This window comes from Ideonella sp. (assembly GCF_044358605.1).
Taxonomy (GTDB): Bacteria; Pseudomonadota; Gammaproteobacteria; order Burkholderiales; family Burkholderiaceae_C; genus Ideonella.
The window spans coordinates 32297-59097 of record NZ_JBIKNQ010000013.1; the positions used below are offsets into that span (position 1 = coordinate 32297).

General features: G+C 62.8%; 24 protein-coding genes. 13 read left to right on the plus strand and 11 right to left on the minus strand.

All coding sequences use genetic code 11. The annotated features are described in order from the left end of the window. Positions 1–134: 134 nt before the first annotated feature. The 5 genes from ACIQ3Q_RS06750 to ACIQ3Q_RS06770 form a co-directional block, all read right to left on the minus strand. Complete coding sequence (locus ACIQ3Q_RS06750) at positions 135–833, minus strand: ABC transporter ATP-binding protein (protein WP_396268257.1); 699 nt, start codon at positions 831–833, stop codon at positions 135–137. Then, positions 830–1630 carry an ABC transporter ATP-binding protein gene (locus ACIQ3Q_RS06755; RefSeq protein ID WP_396268258.1) on the minus strand — a complete coding sequence of 267 codons (801 nt, stop codon included), beginning with the start codon at positions 1628–1630 and terminating at the stop codon, positions 830–832. The genes ACIQ3Q_RS06750 and ACIQ3Q_RS06755 overlap by 4 nt, the downstream gene beginning before the upstream one ends. After that, positions 1630–2940, minus strand: coding sequence for a branched-chain amino acid ABC transporter permease (locus ACIQ3Q_RS06760; protein WP_396268259.1), 1311 nt, complete (start codon positions 2938–2940; stop codon positions 1630–1632). The genes ACIQ3Q_RS06755 and ACIQ3Q_RS06760 overlap by 1 nt, the downstream gene beginning before the upstream one ends. Positions 2941–2944: 4 nt before the next feature. Further along, a complete protein-coding gene (locus ACIQ3Q_RS06765) occupies positions 2945–3979 on the minus strand; it encodes a branched-chain amino acid ABC transporter permease (protein ID WP_396268260.1) in 1035 nt (344 codons plus the stop codon). A 61-nt stretch (positions 3980–4040) separates the two neighbouring features. Continuing rightward, on the minus strand, positions 4041–5252 hold the full coding sequence (locus tag ACIQ3Q_RS06770) for a branched-chain amino acid ABC transporter substrate-binding protein (protein ID WP_396268306.1): 1212 nt from the start codon (positions 5250–5252) through the stop codon (positions 4041–4043). Between the two features lie 229 nt (positions 5253–5481). On the opposite strand from ACIQ3Q_RS06770, the gene ACIQ3Q_RS06775 reads away from it, so the two are divergent. Genes ACIQ3Q_RS06775 through ACIQ3Q_RS06795 form a run of 5 tightly spaced genes read left to right on the plus strand, consistent with a single transcriptional unit; the run spans position 5482 to position 9228 of the window. Then, positions 5482–6999 (plus strand): YdiU family protein, encoded by a 1518-nt coding sequence (locus ACIQ3Q_RS06775; protein WP_396268261.1) that lies wholly within the window; start codon positions 5482–5484, stop codon positions 6997–6999. Then, entirely contained in the window at positions 6996–7463 is a 468-nt protein-coding gene (gene msrB, locus ACIQ3Q_RS06780; protein WP_396268262.1) for a peptide-methionine (R)-S-oxide reductase MsrB, read from the plus strand. Before ACIQ3Q_RS06775 ends, msrB begins: the two co-directional genes overlap by 4 nt. Next, entirely contained in the window at positions 7460–8107 is a 648-nt protein-coding gene (locus tag ACIQ3Q_RS06785) for a septation protein A (protein ID WP_396268263.1), read from the plus strand. Before msrB ends, ACIQ3Q_RS06785 begins: the two co-directional genes overlap by 4 nt. After that, on the plus strand, positions 8104–8385 hold the full coding sequence (locus ACIQ3Q_RS06790; protein ID WP_396268264.1) for a BolA family protein: 282 nt from the start codon (positions 8104–8106) through the stop codon (positions 8383–8385). Before ACIQ3Q_RS06785 ends, ACIQ3Q_RS06790 begins: the two co-directional genes overlap by 4 nt. 39 nt (positions 8386–8424) lie before the next feature. Beyond that, complete coding sequence (locus ACIQ3Q_RS06795; protein WP_396268265.1) at positions 8425–9228, plus strand: peptidylprolyl isomerase; 804 nt, start codon at positions 8425–8427, stop codon at positions 9226–9228. Between the two features lie 82 nt (positions 9229–9310). Here the strand turns inward: ACIQ3Q_RS06795 and ACIQ3Q_RS06800 are convergent, their stop codons facing one another. Then, positions 9311–9994, minus strand: a complete 684-nt coding sequence (locus tag ACIQ3Q_RS06800) for an ABC transporter ATP-binding protein (protein ID WP_396268266.1) — start codon at positions 9992–9994, stop codon at positions 9311–9313. Here ACIQ3Q_RS06800 and ACIQ3Q_RS06805 point away from each other — a divergent pair. After that, on the plus strand, positions 9993–10688 hold the full coding sequence (locus ACIQ3Q_RS06805) for an arylesterase (protein ID WP_396268267.1): 696 nt from the start codon (positions 9993–9995) through the stop codon (positions 10686–10688). The genes ACIQ3Q_RS06800 and ACIQ3Q_RS06805 overlap by 2 nt on opposite strands. Before the next feature lie 78 nt (positions 10689–10766). On the opposite strand, the gene ACIQ3Q_RS06810 is transcribed toward ACIQ3Q_RS06805, so the two are convergent. From ACIQ3Q_RS06810 to ACIQ3Q_RS06825, 4 genes are all read right to left on the minus strand, one after another. Next, positions 10767–12506 (minus strand): PQQ-dependent methanol/ethanol family dehydrogenase, encoded by a 1740-nt coding sequence (locus ACIQ3Q_RS06810; protein ID WP_396268268.1) that lies wholly within the window; start codon positions 12504–12506, stop codon positions 10767–10769. A 235-nt stretch (positions 12507–12741) separates the two neighbouring features. Beyond that, the gene (gene glp / locus ACIQ3Q_RS06815; protein WP_396268269.1) at positions 12742–14022 is read right to left on the minus strand and encodes a gephyrin-like molybdotransferase Glp; all 1281 of its coding nucleotides are present in this window, start codon (positions 14020–14022) and stop codon (positions 12742–12744) included. Positions 14023–14160: 138 nt separating this feature from the next. Continuing rightward, positions 14161–15072, minus strand: coding sequence for a bile acid:sodium symporter (locus tag ACIQ3Q_RS06820; RefSeq protein WP_396268270.1), 912 nt, complete (start codon positions 15070–15072; stop codon positions 14161–14163). A 38-nt stretch (positions 15073–15110) separates the two neighbouring features. Then, positions 15111–16859, minus strand: a complete 1749-nt coding sequence (locus tag ACIQ3Q_RS06825; RefSeq protein WP_396268271.1) for an AMP-binding protein — start codon at positions 16857–16859, stop codon at positions 15111–15113. A 236-nt stretch (positions 16860–17095) separates the two neighbouring features. Here ACIQ3Q_RS06825 and ACIQ3Q_RS06830 point away from each other — a divergent pair, with 236 nt between their 5' ends. The 4 genes from ACIQ3Q_RS06830 to sppA all read left to right on the plus strand — a co-directional run bounded on the left by ACIQ3Q_RS06830 (position 17096) and on the right by sppA (position 21343). Then, on the plus strand, positions 17096–17806 hold the full coding sequence (locus ACIQ3Q_RS06830) for an ABC transporter permease (protein WP_396268272.1): 711 nt from the start codon (positions 17096–17098) through the stop codon (positions 17804–17806). Further along, on the plus strand, positions 17803–18531 hold the full coding sequence (locus tag ACIQ3Q_RS06835; protein ID WP_396268273.1) for a phosphate ABC transporter ATP-binding protein: 729 nt from the start codon (positions 17803–17805) through the stop codon (positions 18529–18531). The genes ACIQ3Q_RS06830 and ACIQ3Q_RS06835 overlap by 4 nt, the downstream gene beginning before the upstream one ends. Then, positions 18522–19358: a substrate-binding domain-containing protein gene (locus ACIQ3Q_RS06840; RefSeq protein ID WP_396268274.1), complete on the plus strand. Its 837-nt coding sequence runs from the start codon at positions 18522–18524 to the stop codon at positions 19356–19358. The genes ACIQ3Q_RS06835 and ACIQ3Q_RS06840 overlap by 10 nt, the downstream gene beginning before the upstream one ends. A gap of 116 nt (positions 19359–19474) precedes the next feature. Beyond that, complete coding sequence (gene sppA / locus ACIQ3Q_RS06845; protein ID WP_396268275.1) at positions 19475–21343, plus strand: signal peptide peptidase SppA; 1869 nt, start codon at positions 19475–19477, stop codon at positions 21341–21343. 453 nt (positions 21344–21796) lie between these two features. Here sppA and ACIQ3Q_RS06850 read toward each other — a convergent pair whose 3' ends face one another. Beyond that, a complete protein-coding gene (locus ACIQ3Q_RS06850) occupies positions 21797–22111 on the minus strand; it encodes a hypothetical protein (protein WP_396268276.1) in 315 nt (104 codons plus the stop codon). A 772-nt stretch (positions 22112–22883) separates the two neighbouring features. Here ACIQ3Q_RS06850 and ACIQ3Q_RS06855 point away from each other — a divergent pair. The 3 genes from ACIQ3Q_RS06855 (at position 22884) to ACIQ3Q_RS06865 (ending at position 26795) form a co-directional block, all read left to right on the plus strand. Further along, entirely contained in the window at positions 22884–23363 is a 480-nt protein-coding gene (locus ACIQ3Q_RS06855) for a 4Fe-4S dicluster domain-containing protein (RefSeq protein WP_396268277.1), read from the plus strand. A gap of 10 nt (positions 23364–23373) precedes the next feature. Beyond that, a complete protein-coding gene (locus tag ACIQ3Q_RS06860; RefSeq protein WP_396268278.1) occupies positions 23374–25230 on the plus strand; it encodes an aldehyde ferredoxin oxidoreductase family protein in 1857 nt (618 codons plus the stop codon). A 167-nt stretch (positions 25231–25397) separates the two neighbouring features. Next, the gene (locus ACIQ3Q_RS06865) at positions 25398–26795 is read left to right on the plus strand and encodes an NAD(P)/FAD-dependent oxidoreductase (RefSeq protein ID WP_396268279.1); all 1398 of its coding nucleotides are present in this window, start codon (positions 25398–25400) and stop codon (positions 26793–26795) included. The last annotated feature ends 6 nt before the right edge of the window (positions 26796–26801 follow it).

A 26801-nucleotide genomic window follows, 5' to 3' on the forward strand; every position in this document is an offset into this window, starting at 1 on the left:
TTCTAGGATCGCCTCGCTTGGACTTCTGTCTCTGGCGAGACAGTTCAGCCCTAGGGTTAACGCTTAACCAACAGCCCTTTTCCAATTCCAAATCACTCATGGCGAAGCGCAGCATGGATGACCTAGAAATCGAACTAGACCTCCAGCCACTCTTTGCGCACGTAGCTATCAGCCTTCAGCGCTGTGGGCGTGCCTTCAAAGACGATGCGGCCGTGGCCCATCACCAGGCAACGCTCGGACACCTCCAGCGCGATGGTGAGTTTTTGCTCCACCAGCAGCACGCTGATGCCGCGCCGCTTTAACTCCCGCAGGTATTCGGCCACCAGCTCCACAATCTTGGGCGCCAGGCCTTCGGTGGGCTCGTCGATCATGATCAGGTCTGGGTCGCCCATCAAGGTGCGGCAGAGCGTCAACATCTGCTGCTCACCGCCTGAGAGCACACCGGCCTCGGTGTGCTGGCGCTCCTTGAGCCGAGGGAATAGTTGGTACATGTCGTCAAAGTCCCAACGGCCCGGCTTCTTGCCGCCCTTTTTGCCCAGCAACAGGTTTTGGTGCACGGTCAGCTTGGGAAAGATGTCGCGGTTCTCTGGCACATAGCCCACGCCCAGATGGGCGATCTCAAAGGCCTTTTGGCCCACCAGCTCTTGGCCCTTGAATTGGATGGAGCCCGTCGCATCGACCAAGCCCATGATGGCTTTGACGGTGGTGGAGCGACCCGAGCCATTGCGGCCCAGCAGGCTGACGATCTCGCCCTCGCCCACCGTGAGGCCCACGCCGTGCAGCACATGGCTCTTGCCGTAATAGGCGTGTACGTTCTCCAATTTGAGCGTCATGCCTGCGCCTCCGCCGCTTGGGTTTCTGCCAAGACCGAGCCCAGATAAGCCTCTTGCACACGCGGGTTGGCGCGCACGGCTTCAGGGGTGTCAAAGGCAATCACTTCGCCATAGACCAGCACCGCAATGCGGTCGGCCAAACCAAACACCACGCCCATGTCATGCTCCACGGTCAGCAGGGTCTTGCCCTCGGTCACTTCACGGATGAGCTGCACAAAGCGCTTGGTTTCGCTCTTGCTCATGCCTGCGGTAGGCTCGTCCAGCAAGATCACATCGGAGCCACCGGCGATGGTGATGCCGATCTCCAGTGCACGTTGCTCGGCATAGGTCAGGTTCATGGCCATCTGATCCCGGCGTTTGTCCAAGCGGATCATCTCCAGCACTTGGTCGGCGCGCTCGTTCACCTCTTTCAAATCCGCCAAAAAGCGCCAAAAGGCATAGCGCTGGCCCATGGACCACAGCAGCGCACAGCGGATGTTCTCGAACACCGACAAGCGGGTGAAGAGGTTGCTGACCTGAAAGCTGCGAGCCAGGCCCATGCGGGCGATCTCAAAAGGCTTTTTGCCGTCGATGCGTTGGCCGCGCAGCAGGATCTCCCCGCTGCTGATGTCAAAGCGCCCGCTCATCAGGTTGAACAAGGTGGACTTGCCCGCGCCGTTGGGGCCGATGATGGCCACGCGCTCACCCGGTTTGACCTGCAAGCTGGCCCCGCGAATGATCTCGGTGCGGCCAAAGCTCTTGCGCACATCGCGCAGCTCCAGCGCAAAGGTGTCAGCCGTTGAGGAAGGGGCGCTCATCACAGGGTCTCCCGACGTTTGATTTCTTTCTCGATCTCTTCCTGGATCTCGCCCCATTGATGATTGAACTGGCGCCGGGCCACCTCAAAGAGGCCCAGGCCTGTCAGCACCACAAAGACAGAGCCCACCCAGGCATCTTTGCCCAAGGCATTCAGCGTGGTGCCCATGAAGGGGACCTCCGCACCCAAGGCCGCGTTAAGCTGCAGATGGAACACCATTTCGACCATGGCCGAGGCCCCCACCAGCACCGCTAGGCCCGCGCCTCCAAGTGCCAAGTACGCCGTCCACAGCTTACCCAGCTTGCCAAACGAGGCCACACGCAGATTCATCATGATCAGCCCTGCAAAGCCGCCGGGCGCATACATGACCATCAGCACAAAGGTCAGCCCCAGGTAGAGCTGCCAAGCTTGCGTCCACTCCGAGAGCAAGACCAAGGCAAACACCATCAGCACCGCGCCAATGATGGGGCCGAAGAAGAAGGTGGCCCCGCCCAAGAACACGAACAGCAGATAAGCGCCCGAACGCGCCGCGCCCACCACCTCGGCGTTGACGATCTCGGTGTTGATGGCCGACAGACCGCCACTGATGCCAGCAAAAAAGCCCGAGAGAATGAAGGCGATGTAGCGCACATGCCGGGTGGAGTAGCCAATGAACTCCACGCGCTCGGGGTTGTCGCGCACGGCGTTGAGCATGCGGCCCAGCGGTGTGCGGGTCAGTGCAAACATGGCCGCCGTGCAGATGAAGCAATACACGGCAATCAGGTAGTAGACCTGGATCTGCGGCCCGAAGCTGATGCCCCAGACCTTCTCGCCCACCACGCGATTGCTGGAGATGCCGCCCTCGCCGCCAAAGAACTCGGGCAGCATCAGCGACATGGAGAACACCAGCTCGCCCAGGCCCAAAGTGATCATCGCAAAGGTGGTGCCGGCCTTCTTGGTGGACACATAGCCCAGCAGAATGGCAAAGCCCATGCCGGCCAAGCCGCCCACCACAGGCACCAGGCTGACTGGCAGCCACCAGCCCCCGCCGATTTTGTTGAGGGCATGAATGGCCAGATAGGCGCCTAGGCCGCTGTAGACCGCATGGCCAAAGCTCAGCATGCCGCCCTGCCCCAGCAGCATGTTGTAGGCCAGGCAGACGATGATGGCGATGCCCATTTGGCTCAGCATGGTCTGCGCCAAGCTGCTGGTCCACAGCAACGGCGCGAAGAGCAAGACCACAGCAAAACCGCCCCAGATGATCCAGCGCCCCACATTCCAGGGCTTGAAGTGATAGGCGGGCCGGTTCTCGGCCAGAGTGTTTCGGCTCATGGTGTCATTCCTCCCGCGTGCCCAACAAGCCCTTGGGGCGGAAGATCAAAATCAAGACCAACAAGAGGTAGGGCAGGATGGGTGCCACCTGAGACAGGGTGATCCGCAAAATCGGATAACCCACCGTGTCAGGCGTTACCACGGCGCCCATGCTGCGCAAGGCATCTGCCAAAGAGGAGTCCACCGTCAGCGGTAGGGTTTGCAACATGCCCACCACTAACGAGCCCACAAAGGCGCCGCTGAGCGAGCCCATGCCACCAATGACGATGACCGCAAAGATGATGGGCCCGATGTGCGACATATTGGGTTCGGTCACGAAGGTCACGCCACCAATCACACCGGCCAAGCCCGCCAGCGCACAGCCCGCGCCAAAGACCAACATAAAAACCCGCGGCACGTTATGCCCCAAGGACTCCACCATCTCGGGGTGGGTCAGCGCCGCTTGAATCACCAAGCCGATGCGGGTGCGGGTGATGAACAGCCACAAGGCCACCAACATGCCCACGGCCACCATCATCATGAAGGCGCGCGTCATCGGGAAGCGCGTGCATTGCACCACCATCTCACCCACGCTTTGGCACATCTCCGGGCTGGCCAAACCCGACACCACGCTGAGGCCCTCGCCTGTGCGTTGGATCAGCGTGAAGGCTGGGCCTTGCAGCCAGGTGGGCGGCTCAAAGTTCAAGGGAATGCGACCCCAGATGAGCTGCACCACTTCGAGCGCCACATAGGACAGGCCGAAGGTCACCAGCAGCTCGGGCACATGGCCGTACTTGTGCACCTTGCGCAGCACACCGCGCTCGAACAAGGCGCCCAAGGCCCCGACGATCAGCGGGGCCAAGATCAAGGCGGCCGTGAAGTTGAGCCAGCCCGTCACCGTGTAGGCGACGAACGCGCCCAACATGTAGAAGCTGGCATGGGCAAAGTTCAGCACGCCCATCATGCTGAAGATCAGCGTCAGCCCGGAGCTGAGCATGAACAGCAGCAGGCCGGAACTGAGGCCGTTGAGCAGGTTGATCAGGATCTGGTCCATGGACACTCTAAAAAAAAGGGCCCGTCACCGACAGGCCCTGGTAGCCATTACTCGCAGAGAAGCGGGCTCAGCCCGGACGCTTCATCTGGCACGAGGTGGGCGTGCTGGAGACATAAGGCTCAAAGGTCTTGACCGGTGCAAAGGTGTAGCCGGTGTTCTCCACGCTGTACTTGTTCTTGGCGTCCACCTTTTGCCAAGTCGAGATATAGAGCGTCTGCTGCAACTGGTGGTCGGCCTTGCGCATCTCGACCTCACCGTTAAAGCTCTTGGTCTTCAAGCCTTCCAGGGCCGCTGCCACCTTGACCGGGTCGGTGGACTTGGCCTTGGCCATCGCATCGCCCAGCAGCGCATAGATGTGATAGGTGGAGCCGGTGTACCAGTCAGAGTCTGGGTACTTGGCCTTGAAGCCGGCGATGATTTCGCCCGCCACGCCGTCCATATTGGAGTGCATGTAAGAGACTTGGAAGACCTTACCCGCTGCGGCGGGGCCTAAGGCCGTGGGCGTGCCGGTGACGCCCGCGTAGTAGGTGTAGAAGTTGACGTTCAGGCCCGCATCATTGGCCGCCTTGACCAACAAGGACAAGTCAGAACCCCAGTTGCCGGTGATCACGGTGTCGGCGCCTGAGGCCTTGATCTTGGCCACATAGGGCGCGAAGTCGCGCACCGAGGCCAATGGGTGCAGGTCTTCACCCACGAACTGCACGTCAGGGCGCTTGCGCGGCAGGATGTCCTTGGCGTACTTGGCCACTTGGTGGCCGTGGGCATAGTTCTGGTTCAGCAGGTAGACCTTCTTGACCTCCGGGCGGTCCTTCATGAAGGTGGTCAGGGCTTCCATCTTCATGGAGGTGTCGGCATCCAGGCGGAAGTGCCAGTAGTTGCACTTGCTGTTGGTCAGGTCCGGGTCCACCGCCGAGTGGTTGATGTAGAGCACCTCTTTGCCAGGGTTGCGCTCATTGTGCTTGGCCACCGCTTCCATCAGGGCCATGGCCGCGCCAGAGCCATTGCCCTGGGTCAAATAGCGCACGCCTTGGTCGATGGCCGATTTCAACGCGTTCAAGGTTTCTGCTGGGCTCAGCTTGTTGTCAATCGGGATGATCTCGAACTTCACGCCGGCTGGGTTGTTCTTATTGAAGCGCTCAGCCACAAATTGGAAGCTCTTGACCTGGTTATTGCCCACCGGGCCCATCAGGCCTGTCAGCGGGTCGATCCAGGCGATCTTGACGGTCTCGCCCTTTTGGGCGAAAGCCACCCCGCACATCAGGGTCATAGAGGCCGCCATGGTCACACCGAAAAGCTTGTGCGTCACGTTCATCAAGAGTCTCCTGCAAGGGGTTACAGCGCTGAAGGCTGACAGAAGCTTACGGTAGCCCAAGCCAGCGACCTTGGGTTTCAGGGAATGCCCTGTCGCCCTTGAGACAAGCGACCCTCGCGCACGATAGGCACTGCGGTAGAGAGGGGCACCGCGTTGCATGGCGGCACGGCCAGCAGGGCTTCTCTACACTCTGGGCATGTCTTCTCCGCTTGCTTCCGCCTCCCCGTTCACGCCCGCCGCTTCGTCTTGGGTCAACCGCTTTGCCCAGTTGGGCCCGGCCTTCTTCACCGAGATGCAGGCCTCTGGGGTGCCGAGCCCCGAATGGCTGGCCCACAGCCCCGCCTGTGCAACAACCCTGGGCTGGCCCGAGGATTGGTGGGTGAGCAACCCTGAGGCGGTCGAGGTCTTGAGCGGCAAGGTCCTCTGGCCAGGCATGCAGCCTTTGGCCACTGTCTATAGCGGCCACCAGTTTGGGGTCTGGGCCGGGCAATTGGGCGACGGCCGAGCGCTCCTCTTGGGCGAGTTGAACACCCCCAGCGGACCGATGGAGATACAGCTCAAGGGCGCCGGTCAAACCCCTTACTCCCGAATGGGCGATGGCCGGGCCGTGCTGCGCTCAACCATCCGTGAGTTGCTGTGCTCCGAGGCCTTGCACCACCTGGGCGTGCCGACCACCCGGGCCTTATGCGCCACCCATTCGCCCTTGCCAGTGCGGCGCGAGCGGGCCGAGCGCGCGGCGGTGCTGACCCGCGTCGCGCCCAGCTTCATCCGCTTTGGCCACTTTGAGCACTTTGCGCACCACGGCTTGCACGCTGAATTGCGGCAGCTGCTGGACTTTGTGCTGGCGCAGCACTTCCCGGCTTGCCAGTCGGCGCCCCAGCCCGCCCTGGCGCTGCTGGGCGAGGTCACCCGCCGCACCGCGCGGCTGATGGCGCACTGGCAAGCCCTGGGCTTTTGCCACGGCGTGATGAACACCGACAACATGTCCATCCTGGGCCTGACCATCGACTACGGGCCTTTTGGCTTTTTGGATGGCTTCGATCCACATCACATCTGCAACCATTCGGATGAGCGTGGCCGCTATGCCTTTGAGCGCCAAGCTCAGGTCGCCTGGTGGAACCTGCATGCGCTGGCGCAAGCCCTGGTGCCCGTGATCGGGGCCGGCCTGGGCGATGAAGCCGATGTCGAAGCCATTCAGGCCGAACTGGCACCCTTCGCTGCTGAGTTTGAGGCCGAATTCTTGCGACTGATGCGGGCAAGATTGGGCTTGGCTGTGGCCCAAGACGACGACAAAACGCTGGTGGATGACTGGCTGCGCCTGCTGGCCCGCCACCACACCGACTACCCCATCGCCTCGCGCCGCCTGTGCCACTTCAGCACGGCAGCCGGTGCAGATTGGAGTCCGATCAGAGACCTGTTCATTGACCGAGACGCCTTTGACGCCTGGGGCGGGCGTTATGCAGCGCGTCTAGAGCAAGAAGACAGTGTGGATGCCGAGCGCCAAGCGCGCATGTGCGCTGTGGTGCCCAAATACGTGCTGCGCAATCATTTGGCCCAACAAGCCATTGAGCAGGCCGAGCGCGGCGACATGAGCGAGGTGCAACGCTTGCTGAAAGTTTTGTCCCGCCCCTACGACGAACAGCCAGACGCCGAAGCCGATGCGTCCTTCCCGCCCGACTGGGCACGCCATCTTGAAGTGAGCTGCTCCTCATGATTTTCCGCCGCCGCCCCGAACCCCACTCGCATGACGACGCCCGCTACCCCGTGCGCAAAGACGAAGCCCAATGGCGGGCAGAGTTAGACCCCACGCAATTTGCCGTGGCGCGCCAAGCCGCCACCGAGCGGCCGTTTACCGGCGCCTGGTGGGACCATTGGCATGATGGGCACTATCACTGCGTGGGCTGTGGCACCGCGCTGTTTGAATCCGGCACCAAGTTCGACGCCGGCTGTGGCTGGCCCAGCTATTGGCAGGCCATCGACGAAGGCCGCATCGAGCGCGTGGTCGATGACTCTCACGGCATGGTTCGGGTGGAAGTGCGCTGCGCGCAGTGCGGCTCGCACCTGGGCCATGTGTTTGAGGACGGGCCTGAGCCGACCGGAGAACGCTTTTGCATTAACTCGGCGGCGATACACTTCGCGCCGCGTCCCGCAGACTCCGACCCGACGGGTTCTCCATGAAGTTGTTGCTTGATTTTCTACCGCTGATTCTCTTTTTTGCGACCTTCAAGGGCGCAGAAAACAATAGTGAGATGGCCAGCCAATGGGCCACCCAGCACTTTGGCATGCTGGTCTCAGGGGGCGTGGTGGGCCCTAAAGAGGCCCCCGTGTTGCTGGCCACCCTAGTGGTCATCATTGCGACCTTGGCGCAAGTGGCTTTTCTCAAACTCAAGGGCCGCAAGGTCGATTTGATGCTGTGGGTCAGCCTCGGCCTGGTGGTGGTCTTGGGCGGCCTGACCGTCTGGTTCCACAACGAGACCTTCATCAAGTGGAAGCCCAGTGGCCTATATTGGGCCTTTGGCTCGGTGCTGTGGTTCAGCCAAGCGGTGCTAGGCAAAAACCTGCTCAAAAGCATGCTGTCGGGCGAACTGGACCTGCCGGCCAAAGTCTGGCGCCAACTCAACTCAGCCTGGGTGCTGTTCTTTGGCCTGATGGGCCTGCTCAATCTGTGGGTGGCCTACACCTTTGAGCTGTCCACCTGGGTCAACTTCAAGGTCTTTGGCGCCACAGCGCTGATCTTCGCCTTCACGATCGCGCAAGGGCTGGTGATCGCCAAGCACCTGCCGCCCGACGACGCCGCCGACCCCGGCACGCCCAAGCCATGAACCCGCCCCGTGTGCATGCCAGCGCGGTCGAGGCCGCGCTGAAGGACGCTTTAGAACCCGTGCAGCTCGAAGTGAGCGACGACAGCGCCGCCCACGCGGGCCACGCGGGTGCCCGTGAAGGCAGCCATTTTTCAGTCGTGGTGGTGAGCCCCTTGTTCGAGGGAAAGCGCCTCTTGGAGCGACATCGCCTCGTGTATGATGCCCTGCGCTTGCTGGTGCCCCAGGGCATCCACGCACTCGCCATTCAGGCTCGCGCTCCCAGCGAGCTTGGACGTTGATTGTTGATCTCACCCCGAGTCCCCCGAAAGGCGACACGAATGAATTTGAAGACTACGACCCTGGTCGCCGCACTGGCGGTGTTGATGCCCCTGGCCGCACACGCCCAAAACGTCACCACCGTGAACGGCAAAGCCGTGCCTAAGAGCCGTGTTGACACCTTGCTGCAGCAAGCCAGCCGCGCTGGTCAGCAAGTGACCCCCGAGATGCAGCAGCGCGCCAAAGACGAAGTCGTGATGCGCGAGATCTTTGCCCAGGAAGCTGAGCGCAAGGGCATTCCGGCCTCCGCTGAATACAAGGCTCAGTTTGAGTTGCTGCGCCAGACGGTGCTGATCCGCGAACTCTTTGCCGATTACGCCAAGAAGAGCGAGCCCTCTGACGCCGAAGCCCAAGCCGAGTACAACAAGGTCAAGGCTCAGAACGGCGGTCAAGAGTACCGCGCGCGTCACATCTTGGTCGAGAAGGAAGAAGACGCCAAGCGCCTGATCGCCGAGATCAAGGCCGGTGGCAAGTTTGAAGACCTGGCCAAGAAGAACTCCAAGGACCCCGGCTCCGCCGAGAACGGTGGCGATCTGGACTTTGCCAAGCCCGACACCTATGTGCCCGAGTTCGGCCAAGCCATGGCCAAGCTGAAGAAGGGTGAGATGACCGAAACCCCGGTCAAGACCCAGTTCGGCTATCACATCATCAAGCTGGAAGACACCCGCGAAGCCCAGTTCCCGGCCTTCGATGAAGTCAAGGCACAGCTCAAGCAGCGCATGGGCCAAGCCAAGCTGCAAGAGTACCAAGACCAGCTGCGCAAGGCTGCCAAGACGGACTACAAGTTCTCGCAAGGCGGTCAGTAAGCCTCTGGCTGCGGCCGTCGTCGCACAGACGGCTCGCACCTGAATCCAAGGCACCCCTCGTGGGTGCCTTTTTCATGGGCGCTTAAACGGCCTGCGGCTGAACCAAACGTCCGGCTTCAATTTGCAAGGCGCGGTCGCAGCGAGCGGCCAAGGCGCGGTCGTGGGTCACCAAGACCAGCGTGGTGCCCAACTCGCGGTTCAGCTCCAGCATCAGGGCCATCACCGTCTCGCCGGTGGCGAAGTCCAGGCTGCCGGTGGGCTCGTCGGCCAGCAGCACTTTGGGCCGCACCACAAAGGCTCGCGCCAGCGCCACCCGTTGCTGCTCGCCACCCGACAACACCTTGGGATAGTGGTTGAGGCGCTCAGCCAAACCCACCCGCTGCAACATGGCCGTGGCCAAGGCGCGGGCGTTGCGCTCACCGGCCAACTCCAGCGGCAGCATCACGTTCTCTAGTGCGGTGCGGTTGCCCAGGAGCTGAAAGCTCTGGAACACAAAGCCCAGCTTTTGGGCGCGCACTGCGGCACGCTCGTCTTCACCCAGCGCGAACAGATCCACGCCGTCCAGCAGCACCCGGCCTTCGCTGGGCACATCCAAACCCGCCATCAACGACAGCAGCGTGCTTTTGCCCGACCCCGATGCCCCCACAATGGCCACGGTCTCACGCGGCTCTATGCGCGCCTGGATGTCGTGGAGAATGGTGAGCGTCCCAGTGGCATCGCTCACGCGCTGGGTCAGGTGTTCAACGGAAATGATGGGATCTGACATGAGTGTGTGTGCTCGCCGCGCCTTTTTGGCATCGCTGTGGAAGGGCCACTGTAGCCTGATCGCCTTGGGTTTGCCCGGGGCTGCGCTGATGGCCCCTGAAACTTTGCAGGCAGCGGGCCGTGTGAATGCCAAGGCCAGCGGCAAGCTCTTGGTGGTGGGCGACAGCCTCTCCGCCGAATATGGCCTGCAGCGCGGTGAAGGCTGGGTGGCTTTGATGGCCCAGCGCCTCGCCCAACAGGCGCCTGGGGTGAGCGTGGTCAACGCCAGCATCAGCGGGGACACCACCTCGGGCGGACGCAGCCGCTTGCCCGCGCTGCTCAAACAGCACCAGCCGCGCTGGGTCATCATCGAGCTGGGCGGCAATGACGCGCTGCGCGGCCTGCCCCTTGACAGCACCCGAGACAACCTGGCCAGCATGGCGCGGCTGGCTCGCCAAGCTGGCGCCCAAGTGTTGCTGGTGGGCATGCAGATGCCGCCCAATTACGGCCAGCGTTATGCCAGCGACTTTGCTCAACTCTTCAAAACCGTGGCCGAGGCCGAGAAGACTGCCCTGCTGCCCTTTTTGCTGCAAGGCATTGCCGAGCGGCCCGATGCGATGAGCTTCTTCCAAGCCGACCGCATCCACCCCTCGGCCAAAGCGCAAGGTCAGATGATGGAGAACGTGTGGGTACCGCTGGTGGCCCTCTTACGCTGAGCCTCGACGCAGAAAACCCCGCCGAAGCGGGGTTTTCTGTGCTCAGGGGCAAGCCATAGCGGCCTGCCTCGGTGGCGATTACTTCAAGAGCTTGAAGACCCAGACCGAGCCGCCCTGCTCCAGGTAGTTGACCTTCTTGGCCACGTCACCACCCCACAGCGGCACAGCGCCACCCCAGCCGGAGACCACGGCCACGAACTGCTGGCCGTTTTGCTCCCAGGTCACCGGAGGAGCAACCACGCCGGAGCCCGTTTGGAACTTCCAGACGATCTTGCCGGTCTTGGCGTCTGCGGCTTGTAGATAGCCTTCAGGCGTACCCCAGAACACCAAGTTGCCACCGGTGGTCAAGACACCGCTCCACAAGGGCGCATTGTTCTTCACCTCCCAGACAATCTTGCCGGTCTTCGGATCCATCGCGCGCATGGCGCCAATGTAGTCCTCGTTCAGCGTCTTGATGGTGAAACCCGCACCCAGGTAAGCCGCACCCTTTTTGTAGGTGACGGGCTCATTCCAAATCTCCATGCCCCACTCATTGGCCGGGACATAGAACAGGCCTGTGTCTGGGCTGTAGGCCATGGGCATCTGGTTCTTGCCGCCTAAGAAGCCGGGCGCAGCAAAGACAGACTGTCCTTTCTTACCATCTGCACCGGCCGTCGGATCACCAGGGCGGTTCTCGGGCACGAAGTTCGGTCGGCCTGTTTTCAAGTCGATCCCCGTGGCCCAGGTCACCTTCTTGACAAAGGGGAAGGCATTCACCAGTTGACCCGTGGTCGCATCGTTCACATAGAAGAAGCCATTACGGTCGGCCTTGCCGCCCAGACGACGGCCATCTTGGTCATAGGTGATGAACTCGTTGACGCCGTCATAGTCCCAACCATCATTGGGCGTATTTTGGTAATGCCACTTGATCTGGCCGGTCTTGATGTCAATGGCAATGGTCGAGCACGAGAACAGGTTGTCACCCTTGCGCAGGTGGCTGTTCCAGGGTGCCGGATTGCCGGAGCCGAAATAGGCCAGGCCGGTCTTGCTGTCGAAGGTGCCGCCCAGCCAAGTGGCTGCGCCGCCGGTCTTCCACAGGTCACCCGGCCAGGTCTTGTTGGTGGTGCCCGAGATGCCGTTCTCGGTCCTGTTGCCCTTGTCGTCCCACTTGTAGCCCATGTGGCCTTCGACGGTGGGGCGCGTCCACACCAACTGGCCGGTTTTGGGGTTACGCGCTTCAACGCGCCCGACCACACCGAACTCACCACCGGACACGCCGGTCAGCAACAGACCACCCGCGATCAGGGGCGCGGCCGTACCAGAGTAGCCATCGGCGTAGTTGTCGATCTTCTCTTTCCAGACCACATCACCAGTGTTCTGATCCAACGCCACGATCTGGGCATCCAGGGTCATGAAAATGACCAAGTTGTCGTAGAGCGCCGCGCCGCGGTTGATCACGTCGCAGCAGGGCATGATGCCGTCAGGCAGACGATGCTCATACTTCCAGAGCTTCTTGCCAGTCGCTACGTCCAGCGCATAAATGCGCGAATACGACCCCGTGACAAACATCTTGCCCTTGTGGATCAGGGGCTGAGATTGCTGGCCGCGCTGCTTCTCTCCACCAAAGGAAAAGGACCATGCTGGTACCAGGCGGTCAATGCTCTTGGGGTTGATCTGCTTGAGGGGGGAATAACGTTGGCCTTGGGTGCCCAAGCCCCAGGACAAAATGTCACCGGTGGTCTTGGCATCGTTCTCGATCATTTGATCGGTCACGGTGGCTTGTGCCGTCATCGAGGCTAGGCCGACGGTGAGCAGCAAGGGCAGCAATTTCAAACGCATGGAATGTCTCCTTCTGAAGAGGTGTGCAGCTGTGTCACGCTGGGTGGGTTTTCCAGCGTTCCGGGAGGTTTTCCCGGCAACAATCGTGCCAACCTTCAAAGCGACTTCCAAGCGGCATTTCCAGCCTCAGTGGGCGAAAAAGCCATGGCCTGAGCTAGGGTAAACGCGGTCTGCTACGCCAGTGCTGTGCCACCTTTGCACAAACTCCTGGCAGCGGGCTGTGGCGCAATGCCGGTCACACCAAGCCGTCGAACAAGCTCACCTGCACCTCATCGCCGGCCGCCACTGCGCCTTGCTCGTGTCCCAGCACCACCAAGGCATTAGCCTCGGTCATGCTGCGCAAAATGCCTGCGCCCTGGGCACCGGTGAGGCGCACCTCCCAACGGCCATCGTCGCCCAAGCTGACGATACCGCGCTGATACTCGGTGCGCCCCGGCCGCTTGCGGATGGCCGCCACGCTGCGCGCCTTGAGCACCGGCAGCGGCCGTGGCGTGGCCCCGGCCAAGACCAGCAAAGCCTCACGCGCAAAGGCATAGAAGGTGACCAAGGCTGCCACCGGGTTGCCCGGTAGCGCAAACAGCCAGGCCGTGCGCCCAGCCGCCGCATGCAGTGGGCCAAAGGCGAACGGGCGGCCGGGGCGCATCGCCACCTTCCAAAACCCGACCTCACCGCGCGCGGCCAACAGGTCGCGGGTGTAGTCGGCATCGCCCATGCTCACGCCACCGCTGGTCAGCACCACATCGGCTTGGGCGAGGGCTTGATCCAAGGTGGCATTGAGCGCCACCGGGTCGTCGGCCACCAGCCCCAAGTCCAGCACCTCAAGGCCCAAGCGCTCCAAAGCGCCCATCAGGCTGAAGCGGTTGCTGTCATAGATGCAGCCCTCTTCCAGCGGCTGGCCCAAGGTGCGCAGCTCATTGCCGGTGGAAAACAGCGCCACCTTCAGGCGCCTGAAAACCTGCAAGTCAGCCACGCCCAGCGAGGCCAGTAGCCCTAAGTCTGCCGGGCGCAGCAGGTGGCCCGCACGCAAGGCCGGCTGGCCCAGGGCCAAGTCTTCGCCGCGCTTGCGGCGGTTTTCACCCGGCTTCAAAACGCCGGGCTTGAGCGTGACGGTGTCGCCTGCAGCATCCGCCCCCACGTGGCACAGCTCGATCGGCACCACGGTGTCAAGGCCCTCGGGCATGACGGCCCCCGTCATGATGCGCACACACTGGCCGCGCCCCACGGGCTGCGCCAGGGGCTTGCCTGCAAACACGGTGACGCCTGACAAGGCGCGCAGCAGCGTAGGCGCGTCTGCCTGCAGGTCAGCGCCATGCAGGGCATAGCCGTCCATGGCCGAGTTGTCGTGGGCCGGCACAGCAATCGGGCTGATGACATCGGCCGCCAGGATGCGACCCAAAGCTTGGCGCAGCGGCAGCGTCTCTACGTCAGCGATGGGGCGCAGTGCCGCTTGAATGCGGGCACGCGCCTCGGCCACCGGGAGTTCATCACCAGCCATCAGGGGAGAAGGACCAAGCATGGAGCGTGCTTTCAAGGGTTCAAGTCAGTGCCGCATTGTGCGTCCATCCCGCCCGCCCTTTTGTCTCGGGAGGGGGCTGCGAACGACGGACGCCAAGGGCCGATGGACTCAAGCCTTGAGGGGCTGGCTAAGCAAGGCTCAACTGGCCATGACAGAGCCCTGCTTGGCGCGGTCACGGGCCAAGGCTTCGGCCTCGCTCTTGCGGCGGAAGAACACGGTCACGATGCTGGAGGTGATGACGATGAACAAGGAATACAGCACTGGGATCAGCAGCACCTCTTGCTGCATGGTGCCGGTGAAGGTCAGCGTCACGATCAGCACGGCCAGCGGCCCATTCTGGATGCCGGTTTCCAGCGCAATGGTGCGGCTGCGGTTAGGGTCCTGCTTGAGCAAGCGCGCCAACACATAGCCCAGAGCAATACCGAAAACACCCAAGCCTATGGCCGCAAAAAACACATACCAGGGCGTGGTGGCCAACAGCATGTAGTTGCGAGGGATCCAGGTCACGACCAAGAACAAAATAACCATCACGCCCAGGAAGCCGCCGAGCAATTCAATCGTCGCGCCAATGTTCGGGTTGAGCTTGCGCAGAGTCATGCCGATCACGGTGGGAATCAGCAGCACGAACAGCACCTGAGCCACATTGCCCGCCGGAATCTTGAAGCCACTGTCCAGGCCGGCCAGTTGCGAATAGAACTCCAGCAAGGCAGGCACCATGCCCAGGGCCACCAGAGACGACATCGAGGTCATCATGATCGACAAGGCCAGCACCGCTTTGCTGAAGTAGGTGAAGATGTTGGAGGTGGTGCCGCCAGGCATGCAGGCCATCAGGATCAGGCCGACGGTCAGCGCAGGCGACAAATCCAGCGCCTTCGCCAAGACAAAGCCCAGCAGCGGCATGATGCCGTACTGGCACAGCAGGCCAACCATCACCCCCTTGGGCTTGCGAAAGGCGATGCGGAAGTCGCGCCAAGTGAGGGAGGCGCCCATGCCGAGCATGATGACGATCATCATGATGCCCAGCAGCTTGGTTTCGAAATCGGTGAGCATGGGAATTCTTCTTTCAATTCAAAGCGGTCAGGGGCTTCTCAGCCACAGCTCATCTCTTGGGCCACAGCCTTGCGCAGGTCTTTGCGCAAAACCTTGCCGATGGGACTCTTGGGCAGTTCGTCTCGCACCACCACCAGCTTGGGCACTTTGTAGGCGGCCAGGTGCTGCTTGCAGTGCGCGATCACATCGGCCGGCGTCACCTCCTTGGCGTGGTCCGGGTTCTGCACCACGTAGGCACGCACCGCCTCGCCGGTTTTGGCGTCGGGCACGCCGATCACCGCCACCTCCAACACGTGATCCATGTCGGCAATCACATCCTCCACCTCGTTGGGGTAGACATTGAAGCCGGAGACCAGAATCATGTCCTTCTTGCGGTCCACGATGCGCATGAAGCCTGCTTCATCCATCACCGCCACATCCCCAGTGGCAAACCAATCGCCGTGCATGACCTGGGCGGTTTCCGCCTCTGCCTGCCAGTAACCCTGCATGACCTGCGGGCCACGCACCCAGATCTCACCCGGCGCCCCGGGCTTCACATCCTGCCCGTCGTCTCCCACCAAGCGCACATCGGTGCCCGGTGCAGGAATCCCAATGCTGCCGTCCTTGGGTGTGCCGGTCAGGGGGTTGAAGCTGACCACCGGCGCGGTCTCGGTCAGGCCATAACCCTCTGCAATCGGGGTTTGGGTCAGCTCGCGCCAGCGCTGCGCCACCGCGGTGTGCAACGAGGTACCACCCGAGATGGAGGCCTTGAGCGACTTGGGCGGAAAGGCCACAAACCACTCTTCGTTGAGCAGGCCATTGAACAGGGTGTTGACCCCGGTGGTCCAGGTGATCGGATAGTTCTCTATCGCCCGCTGCAGGTTCTGTACTGGGCGCGGGTTGGGGATCAACACGTTGTGCCCGCCGATGGAGAGGAAGCCCAGCAAGTTGGCCGTGAACGCGAAGATGTGATAGAGCGGCAAGGCCGTCAGCACACACTCTTGACCTGGGGCCATATGGCTCTGCCCCATGGCGCGCGTTTGCTGGATGTTGTTGAGCAAGTTGTCGTGCGTCAGCATCGCGCCTTTGCTCACGCCTGTGGTGCCGCCGGTGTACTGCAGCACCGCCAGGTCATGGCGGCCCACGCCTTCCCAGTAGGTTCTGGCGGGCGTTTGGGCCAAGGTCGCCCGGCCTTGGGCCAGGGCGTCTTGCAGGCGCACATGCGGCGCCGTCACGGGTGGGAGCACCCGGTTCCAGTAGCGCTGCACGCCGCGCACGATGGCACCTGGGACGGTCGGGAAGAACTCTGACACCGCCGCCAGCACCACTTTCTCGATGCCGGTCTTGGCCAACACTGCGGGCAGCTTGTCGGCAAACATGTCCACCATCACCAGCGCCTTGGCCCCGGCGTTGTTGAATTGGTGGATCATTTCCGTCTCGGTATAGAGCGGATTGGTGTTCACCAACACGCAACCCGCTTTGAACACCCCCAGTGCCGCCACCGGGTAGCCCAGGCTGTTGGGCAGTTGCACCGCAACACGGTCTCCGGCCTTGAGGCCCAGCACCGCACGCAGGTAGGCGGCAAACGCGTCAGACAACTCATCCACCTGCGCAAAACTCAGCCTGCCGTTCATGCCATTGGGCACCACGCAACTGAAGGCGGCCTTGACCTGGCTTTCGGCCTGCCACTTTTTGCAGCACTCATGGGCCAACTCGGCCAGATTGCGATAGGGCAGAGGTTCCAGGCTGGGGGCTATTCCGAGCTGCTGATACGACGCGTGCCAGGGGCGGCTGAATGACTCTGTCATGGACACATTCCGTAGGTGGAGACAAGACACGAATAAAAATAGAACGGTCGTTCTATTTTTCCGCAGCTATGTTAGTGGCGGCGTGATGGGTTTGGGCCTCGGAAGCTGAAAACGTGCCTCGGTGAAAACCCTCTGGGTGGGCAAACGAGCAGCCTGAAGACAAGCCCTCTCCATCCCTTATGCATTCCCATGCATATCGCTCAACCCAAAGGGCCACGACAGAATCGCGCCCGTCCATGAACACGCTCTCCGACAGCCTCGTCCTTGCCCTGCAGATGATCACTCGCTTTGACAGCGAGCTGCTGGCCATCGTGGGGCTGTCGCTCAAGGTCAGCCTCAGCGCTTGCGCAGTGGGCGCCGTGTTGGGCCTGGTCTTGGGCGCTTGGTTGGCCGTGGCGCGCTTTCCCGGCCACGGCGGGCTGGTGTGGCTGCTCAACACGCTGCTGGCCCTGCCCTCGGTGGTCGTGGGGCTGCTGGTGTATTTGATGCTCTCGCGCTCGGGGCCGCTGGGCTCTTGGGGCTTGCTCTTCACCCCCACGGCCATGATCATTGCGCAGACCATCCTCGTGGTGCCTTTGATCGCGGCGCTCTCGCGTCGCTTGGTGATGGATGCACTGGCCGAGGGCGGTGATCAATTGGCCGCCTTGGGTGCCGGCCCCTTGCTGCGCGCCTTGCTGATGCTGGCCCACCAGCGCCTGGGCGTGCTGACGGTGATGCTCACCGCCTTTGGCCGCGCCGTGGCCGAGGTGGGCGCGGTGATGATTGTGGGCGGCAACATCCTGGGCAACACCCGGGTGATGACCACCGCCATTGCCCTAGAGACCAGCAAAGGCGACCTGCCCCTGGCCCTGGCCCTGGGCGCCGTGCTGCTGGGCGTGGTCGGCGTGGTCAATGGTGTGATCGCGCTGGTGCAGCGCGGCAGCCGCTTGCCTGTGGAGGCGCTATGAGCGTCGCCTCCCCGCTCCTCAGCCTGCAAGACGCCAGCGTGCTCTACGCCGCAGGCCAGGTGCGGGCGCTGTCGCAGGTCAGCCTGACACTGCACCAAGGCGAGCGCCTGGCCCTGCTGGGCGCCAATGGCTCGGGCAAGACCACCTTGCTGCGGGCCCTGAACGGCCTGCAGACATTGAGCCACGGCCAGCGGCAGGTGCATGCCCTGCCCGCCACCGGCCTGCCGCCGGTGTCGGCCATGTTGTTCCAAAAGCCTTTTTTCTTGAGCTTCAGCGTGCAGCGCAACCTGCGCCTGGGGCTGTGGCTGCGCGGCGTGCCCGCAGCGCAGCGCGCCCAGCGGGCCGACGAAGCGCTGCGCCGCGTGGGCCTGCGCGAGCTGGCCCAGCGCCCCGCCCATGCGCTCTCTGGCGGCCAGCAGCAGCGTTTGGCCCTGGCGCGAGCCTGGGCCTTGCAACCCGACATCCTGTTCTTGGATGAACCCACCGCCAGCCTAGACCCATCAGCCAAGCGCGAGGTGGAAAGCCTGATTGCCGAGTTTGGCCAAGACGGCGTCAGCGTGGTGATGAGCACGCACAACCTGGGCCAAGCCAAGCGCTTGGCCACCCACGTGGCTTACCTGGAAGCGGGGCAGCTGGTGGTGCAGCGCCCCGTGGATGCTTTTTTCAATGACACGCTGCCCGAGGCAGCGGCCCAGTTCCTCAAAGGAGAATTGCCATGGACATGACCTCTTCCCGCCGCCCCGCCCTGCGTGCTCTGGCTGCTGCCGCCGCCCTGCTGCTGACGGCCCCGCTGCTGCAGGCGCAAGACAAATCGCTGTTGATGGCCTCGACCACCTCCACCGAACAGTCGGGCCTGTTTGCCCACATGCTGCCGGCCTTCAAGGCCGCCACCGGCATTGAGGTCAAGGTGGTGGCCGTGGGCACTGGCCAGGCTCTGGACATGGGCCGCCGTGGTGATGCCGATGTGGTCTTTGTGCACGACACCGTGGCCGAAGAAAAGTTCGTCGCCGAGGGCTTCGCGACCCAGCGCAAAGCCGTGATGTACAACGACTTTGTCATCGTCGGCCCGGCCAGCGACCCGGCCAAGGTCAAGGGCCAGACGGTGGCTGCCGCCCTGGGCAAGATTGGCAGCAGCGGCGCACCCTTTATCTCGCGCGGCGACAAGAGCGGCACCCACGCCGCCGAGCTGCGCCTCTGGAAGGCTGCGGGCGTGGACATGGCTGCCGCCAAACCCGCTGGCTACAAGGAGTGCGGCTGCGGCATGGGCCCGGCGCTGAACATGGGCTCCTCCACCAACGCCTATGTGCTGACGGACCGTGGCACTTGGTTGTCTTTCAAGAACCGGGGTGAGCTGGCCGTGCTGGTCGAAGGCGACAAGGTGCTGTTCAACCAATACGGCGTGATGGTGGTCAACCCGGCCAAGCACCCGCATGTGAAGACCGCGCTGGCCCAGCAGTTTGCCGACTGGGTGACCTCACCCGCCGGCCAAGCCAACATCGCCGCCTACAAAATCAACGGCGAACAATTGTTTTTCCCCAACGCTGCCCGCTGATCTTGAGCAAACGCTGAGAAAGCCCCCAACTTGGTAGCGGCGCCTGCGCGTGGTGCCGCTTAACATCCGCGAGGCCGCCCAAGCACGGGCGGCCTCTTTTCATTGGCAGGTGTGTCATGTCGTTCAGCTCAATCGCGTCGCCCTTTGTGGCGTTCTTCAAAGGCATTTGGTGGTTCCTGGATTTGTGCCGCCGCGCCTTCTTCAACTTGATCATCCTGTTGGTGCTGATCGCCATTGCGGTCGCCCTCTTCACCAGCAGCCCCGATAAGCCCAAGGACAAAACCACACTGGTGCTGAACCTGCAGGGCAGGCTGGTGGAAGAAGTGGCGGGCTCGCCGCGCGAACACCTGCTGGCAGGCGCCCAGGGCGAGATGGTTCACCAGACCCGCCTGCGCGACGTGCTGGCGGCGCTGAAAGAAGCTTGCAAAGACCCCAACATCAGCCAAGCCGTGCTGGATGTGAGCGAGTTTGAAGGCGCAGGCATGGCCCAGCTGCGTGAGGTGGGCACCGCGCTGACGCAGTTCAAGGCTTGCAACAAGCCGGTGCTGAGCTACGGCGAGCACTACAGCCAAGCAGGCTACTACCTGGCCAGCCACGCCAGCGAGGTCCACCTGCACCCCATGGGCATGGTCGAGCTGAGCGGCTTTGGCCGCATGCGCAACTACTACAAAGACACGCTGGATCGCCTGGGCATCACCGTGCATTTGCTGCGCGTCGGCACCTTCAAAAGCTTTGGCGAGCCCTATATTGCCAACGCGCCCTCCAAGGCAGCGCTGGAGGCCGACGCCTTTTTGTATGACGCCCTTTGGGCCGACTACATGAGCGGCGTGGAAAGCCAGCGCAAACTGCCCGCAGGCAGCATCACCAAGCTCATCAACACCCTGCCCGAAGCCCTCAAAGCCACCGGCGGCGACGGCGCCAAGCTGGCCCTGGACACCAAGCTGGTGGACAGCGTGATGACGCGCGACCAGTTCCGCGACAAGGTCATCAAGGGTGGCGCGTTGGACGAGAAAAAGGTGCGTCAAGTCAATGTGATTGACTATGCCCGCCAAGCGCCGCAACCTTCCACCATCGGCCCGGCAGTCGGCGTGGTGGTGGCTGAGGGCGAGATCGTCGACGGCTTTGCCAACCCCGGCACCGTCGGTGGTGACTCCACCGCCCGCCTCATCCGCCAAGCGCGTGAAGACGAACGCATCAAGGCCGTGGTCTTGCGCGTTAACTCCCCTGGCGGCAGCGCCTTGGCATCAGAGATCGTGCGCCGCGAGTTGGAAGTGACCCGCACCGCCGGCAAGCCCGTGGTCATCTCCATGGGCGACGTGGCCGCTTCGGGCGGCTATTGGATCAGCATGTCCAGCGACCGCGTGCTGGCCGACAAAGGCACCATCACCGGCTCCATCGGCGTGTTTGGCATGCTGCCCACGGCCGAAGGCCTGATGGACAAGCTCTCCATCCGCACCGGCGGCTACAGCACCACCTGGCTGGCTGGCGGCTATGACCCCCGCCGCGCCTTGGACCCGCGCATGGCCGAGGTGGTGCAAGCCGGCATCAACGACATCTACACCCGCTTCATCGGCCAAGCCGCTGCGGCGCGCAAGATGAAGCCCGAAGAGTTGGACGCCGTGGCCCAAGGCCGCGTCTGGACCGGCCAACAAGCCAAAGAGCGCGGCCTGGTGGACGAGTTGGGCGGCCTGCAAGACGCCATCACCGCCGCCACCAGCCTGGCCAAGCTCGACAAACCCGCCGTGGTGTACGTGGAGCCTGAACGCAGCCGCTTCGACCGCCTGCTGGCCAGCTTGGGCGACCAAGCTGCTGTGAGCATCGCACCCCTGTTCCAAGGCTTGGTGAGCAGCAACACCAGCCCGCTGCACAACGCCGCTGCTTGGGCGGTTCGCCAAGACCAGGGTGAGCTGGCTTTGGCCCGCAAGCTGCTAGAGGGGCGCCAGCCTTATGCGGCGGCGGTGCATTGTTTGTGTATGGCGCCTTGAGTGCGGGTTTGTAGCCTGCGAGGCCCTGTCGCGGGGCAGGCCTCAGGGCTCATGGAGAGGCGGTCGGCTACGCCGACTGCCTTCGGTGCTCGGGCAAGGCCGTGCGCCGTCAAACTCCCTCCGCTCGCATGCGCTCGCTATGGTCAAACAGTGACGGCGAGTATGTTTTTGAAGCGCGTGAATACACGCGCCACGCCCTTGCCCTGCGCGCCTCAGCGCCTCTCAAATCGCCCTAAGACCTACCCCGCGCCAGGGCGGGTGGTGTAGTGGCACGGCGCGGCACATGACAGTGGGAGCCTCATGCGTCCACGCCAGAACTCAATCGACGCTTGCGGTGAATGCATGCGTTTCATAGAGGGGCGTGACTCAGCGACTGGCTAATCAGCAATGCACGGCTTTGCCTCTCAGCGCCCCGCGTCCGAAAGGAGCAGGGCCGATAACCTCGTTTGAGAGCTACTTCTTCAAACCGGTTTGTTTTTCCCAAGCGGTCAAGACAGCATCGAGGCGTTTGGCATGTTCTTCTTGGGTGGAGAGGATCATCTCCGTTCGCTTTTGCTGCCCTTCGGCGACATCAAGCTGTTGAGTCACGCGGGCCAACTGTCTTTCATATGCGTCCATCTGCGCCTGCGCATCTTGCGCTGATGCTGCATTGTCCTGGGCTGGAGGAGCTGCTATTGGTCGAAGAACCCCCAGCCACACTCCCCAAAAGATGGTGGTGAAGGCAGCACACTTTGCGCAGAACAGTGCAAAGGCCTTGATCGTTGGCATGAGAAACGCTCCCCAGATTTTGTGTTTAGATAAAGCATCTACCCCCGAAAAGCCGTCGCCTGAACGAGACTGCCTTGAACGCAGTCAAGCGCTTGTCGGGAGGAGTGCATGTCTGATTGATTGGACTTCTGAAAGGCAATCGCGAACTGGCACTTCGGCAGCGCAGCATTATGGCGACCAACCCGTGGCCTACGGTGACTTTGCGTGCTCTGAAGTCTTCAGTTGGGGTGCCTCCCCTGCGCGCCATCTGCGATTCCAGCGGAAGATCATCACGCCAATCGTGCAGGCCACCAACGCTGGACCTGCGCTGCCACAGGCCGTGGCCCGGGGCGATTTCTTCGGCGCCGAGGCGCGCAGGGCAAGGGCGTGGCGCGCGACCTCGCGCGCTTCAAGAACATACTCGCCGTCACTGTTTGACCAAAGTGAGCCGCAGGCGAACGGCGGGAGTTTGACGGCGCACGCCCTTGGCCGAGCACCGAGGGCAGTTGGCTTTAGCCACCCGCCGATGCATGAGCCCCGGGCCACGGCCTGTGGCAGCGCACGCGCAAGCCCCTGCAGGCACCCTAGCCCATTCGCGCAAAAACGCCCGTTTCGTCCCACGCTGGTACAGCAACCCTGCGCCCAACAGGCTTAATCAGGGTTTGCACTGCCTTCCTAAAACACAGCGCTATGCAGATCATTGCATAACCCCAACCCAGGAGGACGGCGCCCGTGTGGCACCCAGCCCTTCGAGGCTGTCCCATACCCTGGACCGACTGCGAAAGAGACAACCATGCAGAAGAGCCTTCATATCAACCCGGAGAAGTGCACCGGGTGCCTGCAGTGCGAAATGGCCTGCAGCTATGAAAACTACGGCGTGTTTGCGCCGGCCAAGTCGCGCATCAAGGTGTTCGACTTCCATGAGACGGGCCGCAAAGTGCCCTACACCTGCACCCAGTGCGACGAAGCCTGGTGCTTGCATGCCTGCCCGGTCGAGGCCATTACCGTTGACAAGGCCACTGGCGCCAAAGTCGTGTCCGAGAGCACCTGCGTGGGCTGCAAGGTCTGCACCATCTCCTGCCCGTTTGGCACGGTCAACTACGTGCAAGAGACCGGCAAGGTCCAGAAGTGCGACCTCTGCGGCGGCGACCCCGCTTGCGCCACCGCCTGCCCCACCGGCGCCATCACCTATGTGGACGCCAACTGGACGGGCCTGAACAAGATGGCCGCCTGGGCTGACAAGCTCGGCAACCAACCTTCCTCAGCAGCTTAAAGGAACACATATGTCTTGGGCTGGAAAACTTCTCCGCGTCAACCTGACCAACGGCACGGTGGCCTCTGAGCCGCTGCGCATGGATTGGGCCAAGCAATACCTGGGCTCGCGTGGCCTGGCGTCTAAATACCTGGTCGAAGAAATCGACCCCAAGGTCGACCCGCTGTCGCCCGACAACAAAATCATCTGGTCCACCGGCCCGCTGACCGGCACCATGGCCTCCACCGGCGGCCGCTACACCGTGGTCACCAAGGGCCCGCTGACAGGCGCCATTGCCTGCTCCAACTCGGGCGGCTACTGGGGCGCCGAGCTGAAGATGGCCGGCTGGGACATGGTCATTTTTGAAGGCAAGTCACCCAAGCCGGTGTACCTGTCCATCGAAAACGATGTGGCCGAACTCAAAGACGCTTCGCACCTCTGGGGCAAGACGGTTTGGGACACTGAGAAAGCCATCAAGGCTGCTCACCAAGACCCGCTGGCTCGGGTCTCCAGCATCGGTGGTGCTGGTGAGAACCTCGTGCTGTTCGCCGCTGTGGTGAACGACCTGCACCGTGCAGCCGGCCGCTCGGGCGTGGGCGCAGTGATGGGCAGCAAGAACCTGAAGGCGGTGGTGGTGCGTGGCACCAAGGGCGTGGGCAACTTGGTCAACCCCAAGGAGTTCATGCGCGTCACGGCCGAGAAGAAGAAGATCTTGGCCGAGAACGGCGTCACTGGCGTGGGCCTGCCCGCCATGGGCACCCAGGTGCTGATGAGCGTGATCAACGAAGTGGGCGCCCTGCCCACCCGCAACCACCGCGATGTGCAGTTTGAAGGTGCAGGCGACATTGGCGCTGAAGCCATGGGCCGCCCCCGCACCGCACCGGGCAGCGACGGCAAGAAGCCCCTGGTCACCAACCAAGCCTGCTTTGGTTGCACCATTGCTTGCGGCCGCATTCAAAAGATCGACCAGAACCACTTTACCGTCGAGAACAAGCCGCAATACTGGGGTGCCTCTGGCGGCCTGGAGTACGAAGCGGCTTGGGCCCTGGGCGCTGCCAACGGCGTGAACGACCTGGACACCCTGCAATACGCCAACGTGCTGTGCAATGAGCACGGCATGGACCCCATCACCTTCGGCGCCACCATCGGCGCGGTGATGGAACTGTACGAAATGGGCGTGCTGACCAAAGAGCAAATTGGCATCGACGCCAAATTTGGCTCGGCCCAAGCGCTGGCTTACTTTGCCGAAATCACGGCCAAGGGCGAAGGCTTTGGCAAAGAGATCGGCCAGGGCTCTAAGCGCCTGACCGCCAAGTACGGCCACCCGGACCTGTCCATGTCGGTCAAGGGCCAAGAGTTCCCAGCCTACGACGGCCGTGGCATCCAAGGCATTGGCTTGGCTTATGCCACGTCCAACCGCGGTGCTTGCCACCTGCGCGGCTACACCATCGCCTCTGAGGTGCTGGGCATCCCTGTCAAGACCGACCCGTTGGAATCTAACGGCAAACCTGAGCTGGTTAAGGCCTTCCAAGACGCCACCGCCGCGTTTGACGCCGCCGGCGTGTGCATCTTCACCAGCTTTGCCTGGGGCTTGGCCGATGTGCAGCCGCAAGTGGCCGCCGCCTGCGGCGACGAGTTCACCCTGGAGAACTTGAACACCATCGGCGAGCGCATCTGGAACATGGAGCGTGATTTCAACAACCGCGCTGGCTTCACCTCCAAAGATGACTCCCTGCCCAAGCGCCTGCTGACCGAGCCCGCCAAGACCGGCCCCGCCAAGGGCATGGTCAACAAGCTGGGCGAGATGCTGCCGATCTACTACGACATCCGTGGTTGGGACGCCGACGGCCAGCTCAAGCCAGAGACCCGCAGCCGTCTGGGTCTGTGAGGGCTTGCTGAAGACCGCCACAGAGACACAGAGGCACAGAGAGAGAGAAGCCCAGGGCTTTGCTAGCTCAACCCGCTGGCGTCTCTGGCGGAGGGCCTTTGTGGCTGTGGCGTCAACCTGACCCCAAGGCGGTGCTGAGCACCGCCTTTTTTCTGAGACCATTCACCATGAAGCACGTCATCCTCGGTGCCGGCCCGGCCGGTGTCATTGCGGCCGAGACCCTCCGCAAGCACGCCCCCAACGACCAGATCGTGGTCATTGGCGACGAGCCCGAAGCGCCCTACTCCCGCATGGCCATTCCTTACCTGCTGATTGGCAAGGTTGGTGAAGAAGGTACCCACCTGCGCCACACACCCGGCCACTTTGCCGCGCTGCGGGTGGAGCTGCGCCATGGCCGTGCCAAGGCGGTGGACATCACCGCCCGCGCCGTGGTGCTGGAAGACGGCAGCCGCGAGTCGTTTGACAAGCTGCTCATCTGCACCGGCTCTTCGCCCGTGCAGCCCCCCGTGCCCGGCATCACCGGCCCCGGCGTGCACACCTGCTGGACGCTGGAAGACGCTCGCGCCATCATGACCCTGGCCAAGCCGGGTGCGCGCGTGCTGCAGATGGGTGCGGGCTTCATCGGCTGCATCATCATGGAGTCACTCGCCATGCGCGGCGTGCGGCTCAGCGTGGTGGAAATGGGCGACCGCATGGTGCCCCGCATGATGGGCCCCACCGCCGGCCGCATGATCAAGCAATGGTGCGAAGCCAAGGGCGTGAAGGTCTATACCGGCGCGCGGGTGGATGCGATTGAGCGCGCGGGCAGCGCCGCCGCTGCGCCAGCACCGGCCGCCGCCGAGCCCGGCCTGCTCAGCAAGCTGGCCTCGGCCATCGGCCTGGGCAGCGCGCCAGCACCCGCCCCAGCACCCGCTGCGGCGGCGGGCAGCGCCAGCGGTGCGATGCAGGTCAAGCTCTCTACCGGGCAAGTGCTGGAAGCCGACTTGGTGATCTCCGCCACCGGCGTGCGGCCCAACATCGGCTTTCTGGAGAACAGCGGCATCACCTGCTTGGTGGGCATCCTGACCGACGAACACCTGCAAACCAATGTGCCCGGCATCTATGCGGCGGGCGATTGCGCCGAAGCCTTTGACAAGGTCAGCGGCAAGACCATCGTCAGCGCCATCCAGCCCAATGCCGCCGAGCAAGCCCGCGTGGCGGCCCTGAACATGGCAGGCCAAACCACCAGCCTGAAGGGCGTGACCCAGATCAACGTGCTGGACACGCTGGGCATGATCTCCGCCAGCTTTGGCAAATGGGACGGCGTGCCCGGCGGCCAGCATGTGGAGCTGACCGACGAGGCCAATGGCAAGCTCTTAAGCCTGCAGTTCGACCACGAAAAACTGGTGGGCTGCAACTCCATCGGCTGGACCGAGCATGTGGGCGTGATGCGCGGCCTGGTGGAAGGCGAAGTGAAACTGGGTGAGTGGCGCGAGAAGCTGATGGCCGACCCCACGCAGTTGATGAGCGCCTACCTGGCCACGGCCCAGGCCCAGAGTGCCCATGCGCACATCAAGCCTCGGTGATTGCAC

Coding starts and splice junctions, on each gene's coding strand:
- ACIQ3Q_RS06750 (WP_396268257.1), bottom strand. CDS start 833: ATGACGCTCAAATTGGAGAACGTACACGCCTATTACGGCAAGAGCCAT.
- ACIQ3Q_RS06755 (WP_396268258.1), bottom strand. CDS start 1,630: ATGAGCGCCCCTTCCTCAACGGCTGACACCTTTGCGCTGGAGCTGCGC.
- ACIQ3Q_RS06760 (WP_396268259.1), bottom strand. CDS start 2,940: ATGAGCCGAAACACTCTGGCCGAGAACCGGCCCGCCTATCACTTCAAG.
- ACIQ3Q_RS06770 (WP_396268306.1), bottom strand. CDS start 5,252: ATGGCGGCCTCTATGACCCTGATGTGCGGGGTGGCTTTCGCCCAAAAG.
- ACIQ3Q_RS06775 (WP_396268261.1), top strand. CDS start 5,482: ATGTCTTCTCCGCTTGCTTCCGCCTCCCCGTTCACGCCCGCCGCTTCG.
- msrB (WP_396268262.1), top strand. CDS start 6,996: ATGATTTTCCGCCGCCGCCCCGAACCCCACTCGCATGACGACGCCCGC.
- ACIQ3Q_RS06785 (WP_396268263.1), top strand. CDS start 7,460: ATGAAGTTGTTGCTTGATTTTCTACCGCTGATTCTCTTTTTTGCGACC.
- ACIQ3Q_RS06790 (WP_396268264.1), top strand. CDS start 8,104: ATGAACCCGCCCCGTGTGCATGCCAGCGCGGTCGAGGCCGCGCTGAAG.
- ACIQ3Q_RS06795 (WP_396268265.1), top strand. CDS start 8,425: ATGAATTTGAAGACTACGACCCTGGTCGCCGCACTGGCGGTGTTGATG.
- ACIQ3Q_RS06805 (WP_396268267.1), top strand. CDS start 9,993: ATGAGTGTGTGTGCTCGCCGCGCCTTTTTGGCATCGCTGTGGAAGGGC.
- ACIQ3Q_RS06800 (WP_396268266.1), bottom strand. CDS start 9,994: ATGTCAGATCCCATCATTTCCGTTGAACACCTGACCCAGCGCGTGAGC.
- ACIQ3Q_RS06810 (WP_396268268.1), bottom strand. CDS start 12,506: ATGCGTTTGAAATTGCTGCCCTTGCTGCTCACCGTCGGCCTAGCCTCG.
- glp (WP_396268269.1), bottom strand. CDS start 14,022: ATGCTTGGTCCTTCTCCCCTGATGGCTGGTGATGAACTCCCGGTGGCC.
- ACIQ3Q_RS06820 (WP_396268270.1), bottom strand. CDS start 15,072: ATGCTCACCGATTTCGAAACCAAGCTGCTGGGCATCATGATGATCGTC.
- ACIQ3Q_RS06825 (WP_396268271.1), bottom strand. CDS start 16,859: ATGACAGAGTCATTCAGCCGCCCCTGGCACGCGTCGTATCAGCAGCTC.
- ACIQ3Q_RS06830 (WP_396268272.1), top strand. CDS start 17,096: ATGAACACGCTCTCCGACAGCCTCGTCCTTGCCCTGCAGATGATCACT.
- ACIQ3Q_RS06835 (WP_396268273.1), top strand. CDS start 17,803: ATGAGCGTCGCCTCCCCGCTCCTCAGCCTGCAAGACGCCAGCGTGCTC.
- ACIQ3Q_RS06840 (WP_396268274.1), top strand. CDS start 18,522: ATGGACATGACCTCTTCCCGCCGCCCCGCCCTGCGTGCTCTGGCTGCT.
- sppA (WP_396268275.1), top strand. CDS start 19,475: ATGTCGTTCAGCTCAATCGCGTCGCCCTTTGTGGCGTTCTTCAAAGGC.
- ACIQ3Q_RS06850 (WP_396268276.1), bottom strand. CDS start 22,111: ATGCCAACGATCAAGGCCTTTGCACTGTTCTGCGCAAAGTGTGCTGCC.
- ACIQ3Q_RS06855 (WP_396268277.1), top strand. CDS start 22,884: ATGCAGAAGAGCCTTCATATCAACCCGGAGAAGTGCACCGGGTGCCTG.
- ACIQ3Q_RS06860 (WP_396268278.1), top strand. CDS start 23,374: ATGTCTTGGGCTGGAAAACTTCTCCGCGTCAACCTGACCAACGGCACG.
- ACIQ3Q_RS06865 (WP_396268279.1), top strand. CDS start 25,398: ATGAAGCACGTCATCCTCGGTGCCGGCCCGGCCGGTGTCATTGCGGCC.